12 protein-coding genes and 1 pseudogene are annotated in these 13,149 nt (G+C 68.6%); 4 read left to right on the forward strand and 9 right to left on the reverse strand.

The features are described from left to right. Both KCH87_RS43015 and KCH87_RS43020 read left to right on the forward strand, forming a co-directional pair. The coding region (locus KCH87_RS43015) for a helix-hairpin-helix domain-containing protein (RefSeq protein WP_247197676.1) at positions 1 to 1,031 on the forward strand (1,031 nt) is incomplete at its 5' end. A gap of 395 nt (positions 1,032 to 1,426) precedes the next feature. Beyond that, positions 1,427 to 2,608 carry a serine hydrolase gene (locus KCH87_RS43020; RefSeq protein WP_210593400.1) on the forward strand — a complete coding sequence of 394 codons (1,182 nt, stop codon included), beginning with the start codon at positions 1,427 to 1,429 and terminating at the stop codon, positions 2,606 to 2,608. A gap of 122 nt (positions 2,609 to 2,730) precedes the next feature. Here the strand turns inward: KCH87_RS43020 and KCH87_RS43025 are convergent, their stop codons facing one another. After that, on the reverse strand, positions 2,731 to 3,378 hold the full coding sequence (locus KCH87_RS43025) for a dihydrofolate reductase family protein (protein ID WP_210593401.1): 648 nt from the start codon (positions 3,376 to 3,378) through the stop codon (positions 2,731 to 2,733). Positions 3,379 to 3,506: 128 nt separating this feature from the next. On the opposite strand from KCH87_RS43025, the gene KCH87_RS43030 reads away from it, so the two are divergent. Then, complete coding sequence (locus KCH87_RS43030) at positions 3,507 to 4,370, forward strand: LysR family transcriptional regulator (protein WP_210593402.1); 864 nt, start codon at positions 3,507 to 3,509, stop codon at positions 4,368 to 4,370. A 73-nt stretch (positions 4,371 to 4,443) separates the two neighbouring features. On the opposite strand, the gene KCH87_RS43035 is transcribed toward KCH87_RS43030, so the two are convergent. The 3 genes from KCH87_RS43035 to KCH87_RS43045 all read right to left on the reverse strand — a co-directional run bounded on the left by KCH87_RS43035 (position 4,444) and on the right by KCH87_RS43045 (position 6,237). Further along, positions 4,444 to 5,070, reverse strand: a complete 627-nt coding sequence (locus tag KCH87_RS43035; protein ID WP_210593403.1) for a hypothetical protein — start codon at positions 5,068 to 5,070, stop codon at positions 4,444 to 4,446. Beyond that, complete coding sequence (locus KCH87_RS43040; protein ID WP_247197677.1) at positions 5,067 to 5,633, reverse strand: RNA polymerase sigma factor; 567 nt, start codon at positions 5,631 to 5,633, stop codon at positions 5,067 to 5,069. Before KCH87_RS43040 ends, KCH87_RS43035 begins: the two co-directional genes overlap by 4 nt. A 166-nt stretch (positions 5,634 to 5,799) precedes the next feature. After that, positions 5,800 to 6,237 carry a glutaredoxin domain-containing protein gene (locus KCH87_RS43045; RefSeq protein WP_210593405.1) on the reverse strand — a complete coding sequence of 146 codons (438 nt, stop codon included), beginning with the start codon at positions 6,235 to 6,237 and terminating at the stop codon, positions 5,800 to 5,802. A gap of 129 nt (positions 6,238 to 6,366) precedes the next feature. On the opposite strand from KCH87_RS43045, the pseudogene KCH87_RS43050 reads away from it, so the two are divergent. Further along, positions 6,367 to 6,754 (forward strand): annotated as a pseudogene (locus tag KCH87_RS43050) (DUF664 domain-containing protein). A gap of 479 nt (positions 6,755 to 7,233) precedes the next feature. Here the strand turns inward: KCH87_RS43050 and KCH87_RS43060 are convergent. The 5 genes from KCH87_RS43060 to KCH87_RS43080 form a co-directional block, all read right to left on the reverse strand. After that, positions 7,234 to 7,656, reverse strand: a complete 423-nt coding sequence (locus KCH87_RS43060) for a carboxymuconolactone decarboxylase family protein (RefSeq protein WP_210593406.1) — start codon at positions 7,654 to 7,656, stop codon at positions 7,234 to 7,236. Positions 7,657 to 7,741: 85 nt separating this feature from the next. Then, entirely contained in the window at positions 7,742 to 8,968 is a 1,227-nt protein-coding gene (locus KCH87_RS43065) for an MFS transporter (RefSeq protein WP_210593407.1), read from the reverse strand. A gap of 87 nt (positions 8,969 to 9,055) precedes the next feature. Beyond that, complete coding sequence (locus tag KCH87_RS43070) at positions 9,056 to 9,775, reverse strand: Atu4866 domain-containing protein (protein ID WP_247197678.1); 720 nt, start codon at positions 9,773 to 9,775, stop codon at positions 9,056 to 9,058. Positions 9,776 to 9,796: 21 nt separating this feature from the next. Beyond that, a complete protein-coding gene (locus KCH87_RS43075) occupies positions 9,797 to 11,191 on the reverse strand; it encodes an amidohydrolase family protein (protein ID WP_210593408.1) in 1,395 nt (464 codons plus the stop codon). 304 nt (positions 11,192 to 11,495) lie between these two features. Then, the gene (locus KCH87_RS43080; RefSeq protein ID WP_210593409.1) at positions 11,496 to 13,142 is read right to left on the reverse strand and encodes a Na+/H+ antiporter; all 1,647 of its coding nucleotides are present in this window, start codon (positions 13,140 to 13,142) and stop codon (positions 11,496 to 11,498) included. Between the last annotated feature and the right edge of the window lie 7 nt (positions 13,143 to 13,149).

The raw sequence follows: 13,149 nt of genomic DNA on the forward strand, positions 1-13,149 counted from the left end.
TCCTGGAACCGGTCGAGATCGACGGCGCCACCATCACCTACGCCACCCTTCACAACCCCGCCGACATCACCCGCCGCGACCTGCGCCTGGGCGACCACGTCATGGTCCACCGGGCCGGTGACGTCATCCCCCGCATCGAAGCCCCCGTCGCCCACCTGCGCACCGGCGACGAACAGCCCATCGCCTTCCCCGAGACGTGCCCGCGCTGCGGGGCCGGCATCGACACCAGCGAGCAGCGCTGGCGCTGCGAGAACGGGCGCAACTGCCATCTGGTCGCCGCCCTGTCCTACGCCGCCGGCCGCGACCAGCTCGACATCGAAGGCCTGGGGGCCACGCGCGTCGTCCAGTTCGTCGACGCCGGTCTCGTCGCCGATCTCGCCGACCTCTTCACCCTCACCCGCGAGCAGCTCCTGAGCCTGGAGCGGATGGGCGAGACCAGCACCGACAACCTCCTCACCGCGATCGCCGCGGCCAAGGACCAGCCGCTGTCGCGGGTCCTGTGCGCGCTCGGGGTGCGCGGCACCGGACGCTCCATGTCCCGCCGGATCGCGCGGTACTTCGCCACCATGGACAACATCCGCGCCGCCGACGCCGAAGCGATGCAGCAGGTCGAGGGCATCGGCACCGAGAAGGCCCCGTCCATCGTCGCCGAACTTGCCGAACTCGCCCCGCTCATCGGCAAACTCGCCGCGGCCGGGGTGAACATGACCGAGCCCGGCGCCACCCCACCCGCCCCCGCTGGCGACGACACCACCTCCGGGAGCGCGGTGGCGGCGGGCGGGCCGCTGGCCGGGATGACGGTGGTCGTGACCGGCGCGATGACCGGCGTACTGGAGAAGCTCAGCCGCAACCAGATGAACGAACTCATCGAACGGGCCGGGGGCCGCTCCTCCTCCAGCGTCTCCAAGAAGACCACCCTGGTCGTCGCCGGTGAGGGCGCCGGATCCAAGCGGGCCAAGGCCGAGGACCTCGGCATCCGACTGGCCGGTCCCGACGAATTCGCCACCCTCATCGCCGACTTCCTCGAATGACCCGTTGACGGCGGGTGCCGCACCTCACAACGGAAGCCGGGAGGGGCGAGGAACAACCCGAGGCGGTGGACCGTTCTTCACCATGTGGCTGCGGAGGGGACAGTGTCCCCGGGCCTCACCTATAGCCCATGGGGACGATCGTACGGCTGAAGCCCCATGGAGCCTTCCGCCGAGAGGCGACCGCCCTCCGCATGCCACCGCACACGGCCCCGGCTGGTCTCCCCCGTCCAGCCGGGGCCTCTGCATTGCCCCAGACGCGCGTCGCGGGTCGATCCGCCCAGGCCGTCGCACTCGGCGACAGACGGGTGACGGCCCGCGCCGGGGGGATATCCCCCATTCCGATCCTGGGGTGCGCCGGAGCGCGCCCCCTCGGGGGGTGAAACTAGCGTTCAGCCATGACCGCGACTCTGCGAAAGCACCTCGCCATGGCACTCGGTGTCGCTGCGCTGCTCGCCGCCGAGGCGGGCATCGCCGTCGCCGAACCCGCCGAGCCCTCCCCGGTGAAGCAGTTGCGCCAGGACACCGAGGCGATCCACGCCCTCGGTATCAGCGGTGTGCAGGCCCGCGTGATCGCGCCTGATGGCCGGCAGTCGGTCGCCACCAGCGGCACCGCCGACCTGACCACCGGCCGCGCGGTGCCTTCCGACGGCTACTTCCGCATGGCCAGCACGTCCAAGACGCTGGTCGCCACCGTGATCCTCCAACTACAGGCCGAGGGCAGGCTGTCCCTGGACGACACGGTCGACGACTGGCTGCCAGGAGTGGTGCAGGGTAACGGCAACGACGGCAGCCGGGTCACCGTGCGCCAACTGCTCCAGCACACCAGCGGCATCCACGACGATCTGCCCGGATACAGGACACCGGAGGAGTACTACCAGCAGCGCCACGACGTATACAACTCTGAGCAGCTGGTTGCCCGCGCCATGGCCCACCCGCCGGACTTCCCGCCCGGCAAGGGCTGGCAGTACTCCAACACCGGCTACGTACTGCTCGACATGATCATCCGGAGGGTCACCGGTCAAGCCGCCCACCAGGAGATCAAGGACCGCATCCTGCGCCCGCTCGGCCTCGACCGGACCCTGTGGATGGGCACCTCGCCCACCCTCCCCCAGCCGCACGCCCAGGCCTACGAGCTCTTCGGCCCCGGTTCCGTGGTGGACGTCACCGACCAGATACTGGTGGACCACGAGAACCTTTCGTGGGTCACGACCACACAGGACGAGAACGACTTCTTCCGCGCGCTGCTCGCGGGCCGCCTGCTACCGAAGCGGCAGCTGGCCGAGATGAAGCAGACCGTCCCCGTGAGCGCGGAGGTCCAACAGCTGTGGCCCGGCGGCCGATACGGGCTCGGCCTGGTCGAACGCCCCCTGAGCTGCGGAGGCGCCTACTGGAGCCACGAGGGCGGGGACGGCGGCTACATCACCCTCAACGGCGTCACCGACGACGGCAGGCGAAGCGCCGTGGTCTCCATGTCCGAGGCACGCGGCGACACCCCCGAGCACATACTGGAGCAGGAGAACGCGGCCAGCGCCCTGATCGACCACGCACTGTGCGCAGGGGGCCCCAGCACCCCGTGAGCGGAGGCGTCGTCGCGGTGGCCCGTGAGCGATGAGCTCGGCGCGGGGCCTGATCATGGCTCAGTCAGACCAAGGAATACGCCTGATCACGCCCCCGCGCCGGGACCTCGACCGCGGGCGGTTCAGAGACCCACTCGGGTGAACGTCACATGCGTGACTCCGCTGGGCGAGGAGGCGGCCTCGACCTCGTAGTCCTTCTCGGTGCCCTCGAGCCCGTCCCAGAGCCGCACGCCTCGGCCGAGCAGGATCGGAACCACCACGACATGCATGCGGTCGATGAGCCCGGCGGCAAAGAAGTCGCGGATCACCGTGGGCCCTCCGCCGATGCGCACGTCCTGGCCGCCCGCTGCCTCGCGGGCCGTCTTGAGCGCCTCGGCGGGCGAGGTGTCGAGGAAGTGGAAGGTCGTGCCGCCCTCCATCTCGATCGACGGGCGAGGGTGATGGGTGAGGATGAAGGTCGGTGTGTGGAACGGCGGGTTGGGCCCCCACCACCCCTTCCACTCCGGGTCCTTGTGCCAACCGGGAGGGCCGAACTTCCCGGCGCCCATGATCTCGGCGCCGACTCCGGGCTCGAACTGCCGCGCGAAGGCGTCGTCGACGCCGCCGGTCCCGCCGGGCTTGTGGGTCATCCTGTGCCAGAACCCGGTGGTGAACATCCACTCGTGCAGCCTTTCGCCGGCGTGGCCGAACGGCGCGTCAAGGCTCTGCACATCACCGGTACCGAAGCCGTCGAGCGAGATGGAGAAGTTGTGGACGCGGGCTAGTGACATGGCTGGCGTTCCCTTCCGTCTGCTGATGGAGCTTCGTCGTCTCAGCTCGTCATGAAGCGATGATGGGCGTCCCGATGCCATGACGTCTAATGCCATTTCTTCCCATGTCTCATACATAAACTTAATCCATGCTGAACCTGACGCACCTCAAGGTTCTGGAGGCGGTCGCCCGCCATGGATCGGTGACCGAAGCGGCGAAGGAGCTGCATTACTCCCAGCCGTCGGTCAGCCACCACCTGGGGCGACTGGAAGCCGTCACCGGAGCCAGGCTCATCCAACGAGCGGGCCGCGGTATCCGGCTCACCCCCGAAGGCGAACTCCTGGCACAACGGGCAACAGAGATTCTGGGACGAGTGGACGCCGCATCCGTCGAGCTGGCCGCCCGCGTGGGACTGCGTGCCGGACGGGTACGACTCGCCGGTTTCCAGACCGTCCTCAGCACCCTCGTACCGAGGGCCGCCGCCGAACTGTCCCGGTCGTACCCGGGAATCGAGTTGAACCTCGTCGATGCCCACCCGGTCGAGGGCCTACAGATGCTGCGTTCCGGACACGTCGACATCGCCCTGATCTTCCGGCATGCCGACACGCCACTGGAAGAGGAGGGATTCCGACTCACCCACCTGCTCGACGATCCCCTCTACCTCGTCAGTGACCAACCCCATCAACGTCTCGAAGACCACCGGGACTCCGCCTGGGTCGGCGGCTGCGAACGCTGCCGAGCCGCCACGATCACGGCATGCGAACGCGCCGGCTTCTCCCCACGCATTGCCTACTCCTGCGACGACACGGTCGTCTCCCAGGCGCTGGTGGCCGCCGGGATGGGTGTCGCCATACTCAACGGACTCGCGTTGCAGGCTCACCGGGCGCCGGGCATCCACACCGCACAGCTCACCGGCAACGCCCGCCGGATCTACGCCGCCACGTACGGCGACCCGCCGGACCCACCCGCCACAACCGCGCTGATCGAGATCCTGACATCACGACCCCGCTGAAGAGGGACAGTCGCGGCCGCCGGAGGAGATGCCCACCTCAGGTCCTTGCAACAACACGGTTCAGTACGAGCAGTCACTTTCCGTATGCCTGGCGGAACTTGTTCATGGTCTCGGTCGAGGCCGAGTTAGCGCCGCACGGCGGGACGACGCCGTCCTTGTCGGCGGCCACGATGTAGTGCTCACCGTCCACGAAGGTCAGGCTCTCCGGCTGGTCCGCGCCGCTGTCGAGCACCACCGTGTCGGTGCCGTCACCGATCAGCCAGTGGTCGACACGGAAGGTGACCGAGGAGCCCTGGACGGAGGTGACTGTTCCTTCGAAGAGCGTCGGGTATTCGCGCAGGTTGTCGGGGAGGGGTTCCCGGCACTTCTGGCCGGCGGAGCCGCTCTCGTTGGTGAGAACCAGCGGGTTGGCCGAGGTCCCGTGACCGTTGTCGTCGTTGGCCATGATTCCTCCAGCGGCGACGCCTCCGAGCACGAGGAGAGCGGCGGCCGCCGCGAGTCCGAAGAGACGGCGGCGCCCGCGTCCCGCGGTGGTCTTCGCGGGGTGAGTCGTGTTGTCAACGGCGGTGTTGGCTGACTGGGGCGTGGTGTCGGTGGTCAAGGTGGCCTCCACAAGGCGGTTGATGTCGGGCAGCGGAGCTGTTGGCGTCAGTGCCGGGTCCGCAGCCTTCAGCCGGGCCAGCAACTCGTCGTCATTCACTGACTGCTCCTTCCTTCATCTGTCTTGTGTCCGGGCCGTTCTGTGTTCTTTCGCCCCAGCTGCGCGGCGAGCTTCTTTTTGGCCCGGTGGAGCCGGATGCTCACCGAATTGGAGGTCAGCCCGGTCACTTCCGCGATCTGACGCGGCGCCAGTCCCTCCCACGCCCACAGCCGCACCACCTCACGCTCCAGCGTCCCGAGGGCATCGAGCGCGGCATGCACATAGCTGTGATCGGCGACCTCTGCCGGAGGCTGCTGCGTCTGCACCAGCCGCTCCACCAGACGAAGCCTGCGTCCGTCAGCACGGAGTGCATTTGCCAGGCATCCGCGTGCCACTCCGTAACACCACGGCAGTACGTCGTCGGGATCGGGCTTGGAACCTGATCTGAGCCCGGGCACATCCTCGATACGACGCCACAGCACCAGCATCGTCTCCGACAGGACGTCCTCGGCCACGTCGGCGCTCGTCCGTCGCAGCAGATACCGGTGCAGCGGTTCCGCCACCACGTGCGCCAGTCCTTCAAAACGCGCCTGCTGTTCCCGGCGCGTCTCCTGTTCCGTCATGGATTCCACAACCCGTCGTGTCCGGCAGCGGCCGGTTCCTTTCAGTAGCCCGATCGGGCAATGGCCCACGACCCGGACCTGAGAGACGCCGTCTCGACGCCAAACCGGCTGACAGTGACGGTCGTTCGCGGCTGCGGGCGCCTGCCGATACGGCGCCCGCAGCCGATCATGCGGAAGGAGAAAGCTGTTCGCGCACCCATTGAGGATCGGGATTGACGTGCGGCCGGCCCGCCACAACAACAGTCGGCACGGTCTCATCGCCATCATTGGCCGCCCTCACCACTGCCGCACCAGCCGGGTCCCGCCAGATGTCGACCCAATGCAAGCGGCGAGCGCGACGGCCCAACCGGATGCGCAGCCGCAGACAGTACATGCAGCCCGGCCGCCAGAAGACGACCGGCCGACCGTCGACCGCGCTGCGGCGTTGTGCCTCCAACGCACCGATCGACCTCGGGAAGACAAGGGGCGAGTTCACGCCTGCGAACAGCACGAACACCAGCAGGAGCGCTACGGCTTCGCCAGGGCTCCCCTTGACGATCAGCCCCGTCGCAACGATTGAGCCGCAGAGCACAAGCAGCACCGGCAAGATCCAGGCACGCGTCATGATGACCCAGGCTATCGATGAGCCGAAATACCCCTCGAACCGGGAGCGCCGGGCAAGAGCTGGGGGGCAAGTCCCTGAAGCAGTTCGTGTAGAGCCCGGCTGTCAGCGCTGGGTGGAAGACTGCCGGGCATGATCGAACCGAATCCGAAAACGGACCTTCTCCGTTACCTGCAAGACGGGCGTGACGCCCTGTTATGGAAGCTCGATGGGCTCTCGGAATACGACATCCGCCGCCCGCTGACTCCCACGGGAACGAACGACGCTGGCGCTTGACGCGATCGGTCATGTTCCGTGGTGGCCCCGGGAACGACGAGAGGTGACGCTGCACCACATCCTGGTCCGCGTGATCTCCGATACCCAACGGCATGCCGGTCACGCCGACATCGTGCGAGAGCTCATCGATGGATCCGTCGGGTACCTGAAGGGCAACGACAACATGCCGCCGGGCGATCAGGCATGGTGGGAGAACCATCGACGCAGACTGGAGCGCGTGGCACGGAAAGTCGGCAACGCCTGACCTCGCCCCGCCGCTCCCAACGGTGCTGGGGTCGGCCTTGCGGCCCCACCCGGCCGAGCCGGCCGACGGACACGTTCGCCTGCAAGATTGCGAGGGGCTTCACCGTCCACCGTAGCGGCGGCCGGACAGGCGCCACAGGAGGCGGGCGGGCAGTGGTGCCTTGGCGAGAAGCGTTCGCTGCTCTTCGGGGGTTGCTGTTGCCATCAACGCACTCAACACCGAGCCCAATTCCGTGAGTTGATCCGCCACCTGCTCACAGAACTCGAGATCGCCTCGGCCCGCACCGCGGTCCGTGCCGCGAGCCGGGGCCAGAGGAATTCGTCCTCGCTGACGTGGTGGGCTGCCGAGATCCAGCGCACGCCCGTCATGGCGGCCACTCAGTGGCTCCAGCAGCCCGAACTCGTGCCCTTCCACCGCCGTTACCACTCGTCAGACGGCCGCCCGTGCCGGGATGGACGGCGGCCAGCTCTGCAAAACGCTTACTCGCTGGAGGCGGTGGGCAGTAGGCCCCGCTCGGTGAGGACCTTCTTTGCCACGAAGGTGGCGTTGAGAGCCTTGGGCATGCCGCAGTAGACGGCCGCGTGCAGCAGCGCCTCGACAATTTCCTCGGGTGTCAGGCCGACGTTGAGGGCTGCGTTGATGTGGACTTCGAGCTGCGGCTCACAGCCGCCGAGGGCGGTCAGCATGCCCAGGGTGACCAGTTGGCGGTCTCTCGGGGCTAGTTGCGGGCGGTTGTACATTTCGCCGAATGCCCAGGCGACGACCTGGTGTCCCAACTCGGGCGAGATGTCGGCCAGCGAGTCGATGACCTTCTGTCCGCTCTCGCCGTCGATTCCCGTCAGTACGGCCATGCCATGGTCGAAACGCTCCTGCCGGTTCTTCGCGCTGTCGTGGGTGCTCATGGCTCTGCTTCCTCTTTCCGTTCCTGCCGTCGGGCGGCGTGTGCCGCCGGTTGTCACCAGCGGTTTGCCGGGATTGCGGGTGGGGCTAGTCGGTGCGCTGATCGTGGAAAGCCGGCAAGGCCAGGAGGACGCCCAGCGCGAGTGTGGCGGCGACGACGCGCAGGATGCCGGCGAAGCCCAGGCCGGTCAGCGCGCCGGTGAGCTGTGGGCCCAGGCTCGCGCCGATGAACATGCTGCATCCGTAGAGCGCGACAGCCGCGCCGCGTGCGTGCGGGGCGCTCGCGTTGATGGTCTCGACGACGGCGGGTGCCGCTGCCGCGACGGCTGCCACGAACAGGAGCAGGGCGATGGCCAGCGCCACGGTGTGGCCGCCGAGGAAGGAGCCGGCCGCGACGGCGAGGGCGGCCAGCACGAAGGCGAGTACCGCGCGCAGAGGTGCGGCCAGGCGCTGGAGCACGGGGGCGAGCACGGGGACGGCGACCAGGGCGGGCAGGGCGCTGGCCCGCAGGGCGAGGCTCGCGGACGAGTTTCCGGCGATGCCGGGCGGTCCGGCGATGGCGACCGCCGTGTAGACGGCGACGAAAGCGGACATCAGGGCCACGGTCGAGAGGTAGAGGGCGACCAGGCGTGGCCGGCCGAGCAGCCGCGGCATCGCCGCGAACGCCTGGCGCAGCCCGCCGCCGGAACCGTGGCGGAGGGTCGGCCGCAGAACGCGGCGCGCAGGGAGCACGCTCAACGTCATGAGGGCGGCGCTGATCCAGAAGACCGCGCGCCAGCCGGGCCCGGCCGCGACGGCCTGGGCGCCGATCTGCATGATGACTGCGGCGGCGAACATTCCGCTGGTGATGCAGGTCAGTGCGGTGCCACGGCGCTGGGGCGCGAGGTGATGGACAACGTAGGAGAGCGCGGAGGGCGCGAAGGTCGCGGCGGTCAGTCCCTGCACGATCCGCAGGGCGACGGCCCAGGTGAGGTCGGGAGCGGCGCCGACCGCCAGTGTGGCTGCCGTGGCGGCCACAAGCCCGGTCGTGATCACGGCGCGCGATCCGTAGCGGTCCGACAGCGGACCGGCCAGGAGGAATCCGGCGGCGTAGGCGAAGCCGAACGCCGTCGCCGTCCAGGTGGCCTGCCCTGGTGTCGTGCCGAGCGCGGTGGCCATGGGGTGCAGCAGGGCCAGGACGGTGTACATCTGGCCGACCATCAGGACGCCGAGCGCGGTCAGCAGCCCGATGGTCTGCGCGGCGGGGGCCCAGGCCTGGGGCGAGTCCGGTTCGCCGGTCCCCTGTGCAGTCATGGAGGTGGTGGGGTGGGACATGGGAACTCCAGTCGGGGCGTCAGGTCGGCCGGGCACGCCGTTGCGTACAAGGGCGCGACCGGCCGAGGGCGCCGCTGGGTGAGGGCGTCAGCGTCGGGTGAAGCGGTATCCGGCGTGGTGCAGGTGGTCGTCCTGGAACTCGCCGAAGGCCCAGAAGCCCAGGTCGTCCAGGTAGTCGATGCGGGTGCCGTTGATCCAGTAGCGGCCCTGATAGGCGCTGGGGCGATCACCTCGAGCCTCGTCGTAGCGGCCGTCGGGCAGCAGTTCTTGGCGTACGAAGTCGTTCTCGTCGGCCCACATGCCCACGTAGGGGTGTGTCTGGTCGTAGACGGGTGCCTCGTCTGTGGCGGCTGTCGCGGCCTTGTCCAGGGGACTGCCGTTCCAGAGGCGCACCTGGCCTTCGGTGACCAGGATGTCGAGGTGCGTGCCGCGGGCCGGGACCGCGCCGGCCGGGGTTCCGGGGGCGTCGGCAAGCCGAAGTACGGCGATGTCGGCGGCCTCTCCCGGGGTGAGGGTGCCGCTCTTGGCGGGCTCGGTGAAGTCGGCTGTGGCGGGAAGGACGAGGGTGCCCGCACAGTCGATGACGATCATGTTGTCGTCGCCCGCTGCCGTCAGCAGGCCGGGGCCGACTCCGACGATCAGCGAGCCACCGATGAGGACGTCGGCTTCCTGCCAGTCGCCCATCAGCGGGTTGCCGGTGATGACGGTGCCGCCGGTCAGCAGCAGGGGTCGGCCCTGTGGGTTGCGCAGTTCGCGCAGGACGGCGTCGTCGCGGCGCGGAACTGTGGTTGGGGTGTTGTTCGTCATGGTGTTCCCTGTTTCGGTCGTTCAGCCGGTGGTGGTGTTCAGGACGTACTCGCGTGAGGCGTGCACCTCGCCGCGCAGGGCGGCCAGATCGACGTCGAGGACCTGGCCGTTCCACTTACGGGGCTCACCGTTGATGAAGACGGCGCTGATGTTGCGGGCGTCCGAGCCCAGCACGACGGTGCCGATCGCGTCGTTGAGCGGCATGTTGTTGAGGTCCTCGGCCTGGATGACCAGCAGGTCGGCCTTCTTGCCCGGGGTCAGCGAGCCGGTGACCCCGGCAAGACCGTTGGTGCGGGCGCCCTGGAGGGTGGCGAAGTCCAGGACGTCGTGGGTGGTGATGCGAGAGGGCTGCTGGTCGGTGCCGTAGGCGGCGTTGACCGCGCGCATCCGCTGGATGGCGAGGAGGGCCCGCATCTGCGTGAACATGTCGCTGGCCAGGGCGACTTCGACGTCGATGCTCAGTCCGGGACGGATACCGACGGCAAGTGCCTCGTCGACGGCGGGAATCGCGGTCTCCAGGCCGATCTGCGCGTCGGACGTGGGAGCGAGCGCCACGGTGGTGCCGGTCTCCCCCATCGCCTTCCACGCCTCGGAGGTCAGTCCGGTGGAGTGGATGAGAGTGACGTCGGGGCCGAGAATGCCGTCCTTGGCCCAGCGCAGGACCGCCTCGGAGGAGGACGTGCCGAAGACGGCGTCCACGCTCACACCGATACCCAACTCCTTGGCGACACGGGCAAGTTCAGGGCCGTAGGCGAGGGCGGGCCCGGAGATCTCGTCAGTGGCCAGGGTCGCCAGGCGCAGAGTCAGCAGTTGGTCGTTGCTGCTGAAGTACTGATCCTTGATGCGGGTCAGGTCGCCCGGCCACTGCCGGTCCCAGTCGCCGAAGTGCGGGCCCATGGAGGCGTGTACGCCGCGTATGCCGGTGTCGAGGAGGGCCTGGATGGCGGCGTCGGAGTGCTCGCGGGTGCGGGAGTTGTGGGAGAAGTCGAGCATGGTGGTGATGCCGCTGTCGATCGCGGTCAGGGCGGCCAGCTTGGTGCCGATGTACATGTCCTCGGGCCGGTAGACGGTGGCGTAGCCGGCCAGGGTGGTCATCACGTAGCCGCCGAGGTCGTCGACGTCCGGCATGATGCGGCGCAACTGGGCCTCCCAGGCGTGCCGGTGAGTGTCCACGAAGCCGGGGGTGAGGACCGTGCCGGTGGCGTCCACGACCACGGCGCCTTCCGCGCTGAGGTCGCGGCCGACGGCGGTGATGGTGTCGCCCTCGACGAGCAGATCGCCCCGGTCGATGACGCCGAGCTCCGGATCCATCGAGACGATGGTCGCGCCGGTGAACAGAATGCGTCGACGCGGGTCGGCGGACCGGCGCTGGAGCTGGTCGAGTACGGCGACGCTGGTGGTGTCGTTGACGTTCATGGGAGGTTCTCCTCGCAGAGGTGCGGTGGGCTGTTGCTCAACGGCTTGTGGACACCAGCGTCGACCGGTCTCACCGGGGCAACCAGGCCGCCGTTTCCCCAGGTGCGCCACACCCACGTTCACCGTCGCTCCGGGTGGGCGGTGCCCGTGGGCGGGACGACTCGGATGGCCTGCTCGGTGGACAGGACGGTGGGCAGGATCGTGATCTCGGCGATGTCCTGCGACGACGTGGTCGAGGAGTCCTGTGGCGACCATGGCGGGCTCGACGGTGGCCACGCGCACCAGCGCGCATCCGCATTCGCTGTCAGGGGGCAGGTGGGCCACCCTGGAGTGGGCCGTCCGGCTCGTCGGCTCCGCGGGCGGACGGCGGGAGCAAGGACATCTTCACGCTCAGTCGTTGCTCCTCGGTGTCCAGATGGCGCTGCACCCGGCGCAGCGCGATGTCATCAATGCGGGCTTGGTTGTGCAGGTCGCGCAGTGCAGCTCGCTTGACGTCGAGGAGCGCGGTCTCGAGCGCGTATGTGGCGCTGATCTGCTGCTCGCGGCGGATTGCCTGGTCGCGGGTTTCGTCCGAAGCCGCAGCGGCCTGTTTGCGCAGGTCTTTGGTGATGTGGGCCATGGTCGTCTCGGGCACGGGGAACCGTTCGGACAGGGCGGGCAGCTCGGCCAGGGCGGTGTGGGCCAGGTGACGTATGACGAACTCCTCCTCCGCTGCTTCGTCGGCGTCCACGGTGAATTGCGCGTTGCGTACAACTGCCGGGAGGGCCGGGCCGAGTAGGGCAAGAGTGACGGTGATGACGACCACGGTGATGAAGATGACCGCGTCGCGCTGTGCCACCGGTTGTCCATCGGTCGTCGTCGCGGGGATGGTCAGTGCTGCGGCCAGAGAGATCGCTCCGCGCATGCCGGCCCACGCCAATGGCAGTCGTTGTCGTGCGCCGATGCGCCTCCGGCGTTGCTGCGGGCGACGGTCCACCAGGCGGATCAGGTAGGGGATCGTGTAGAACCATGCGGCGCGGGCGGCGATGACCGTCGCGCTGACCGCGGCAGCGATCATGGTCGCCTGAAGCAGGGAGACAGAGGTCAGCGCGCGAACGGCGGCGGGCGTCTGGATGCCCACCAGGACGAACAGTGCGCCGTTGAGCAGGAACGCGGTGACTTCCCAGAAGGCGGTGGCCTCCAAACGTGCGTCGGAACGGATGAGGTTGGGTCCTACGCGGCTCGTGACCAGTGCGCAGGTGACCACGGCCAAGACGCCCGAAACGTGCAGGATTTCGGCGGGCAGGAAGGCGATGAACGGGGTGGCGACACTCAGTCCGCTGTGCAGGCTCCGGTCTTGCAGGCGTCGGCGCACGGGGATCAGGGCCAGAGCGATCGCCGCGCCGATGACCGCGCCGCCGACGTACGACTCCGCGAAGCGCAGTGTGGTCCCGGCCCAGGAGAACGGCTCGTCCGTGGTGAGGAGTTCCAGGCTCACCGCGAGAAGCACCAGGGCTGTGCCGTCGTTGAGGAGACTCTCGGTGCGCAGCAGTGTCACGATGCGTCGCGGCATGGCCTTCGCCACCGCGGCGACCGCCGCTACGTCAGTGGGTGCCAGCACCGCTCCGAGGACGAAGGCGATCGGCCAGGCGTAGCCGAGTGCATGCGCGACCGCGGCCACGGCAAGTGCGGTCACCAGAACGAGGCCGGTCGACTGCAGGGCGATCGACCTGAAGTTCGTCTTGATCTCGCGCACCGACGTGGTCAGCGTCTCCCAGTACAGAAGCGCCGGCAGGAAGACCAGAAGCACCACGTCGGGCGGCAGGTCGACATGGCCGAAGTGCGGGGTGAGTCCGATGAGGACGCCCCCGCCCAGCAGCATCAGCGGCTCGCTCAGGTGGAGGCGGCGGGCGAGCCAGGTCATCAGCAGCACAGCGGCAAGGACCACGGCAATGAGTTCGAGGCCGCTCATGATTCGT

This window comes from Streptomyces sp. GESEQ-35 (genome assembly GCF_017948485.1).
Lineage (GTDB): Bacteria > Actinomycetota > Actinomycetes > Streptomycetales > Streptomycetaceae > Streptomyces.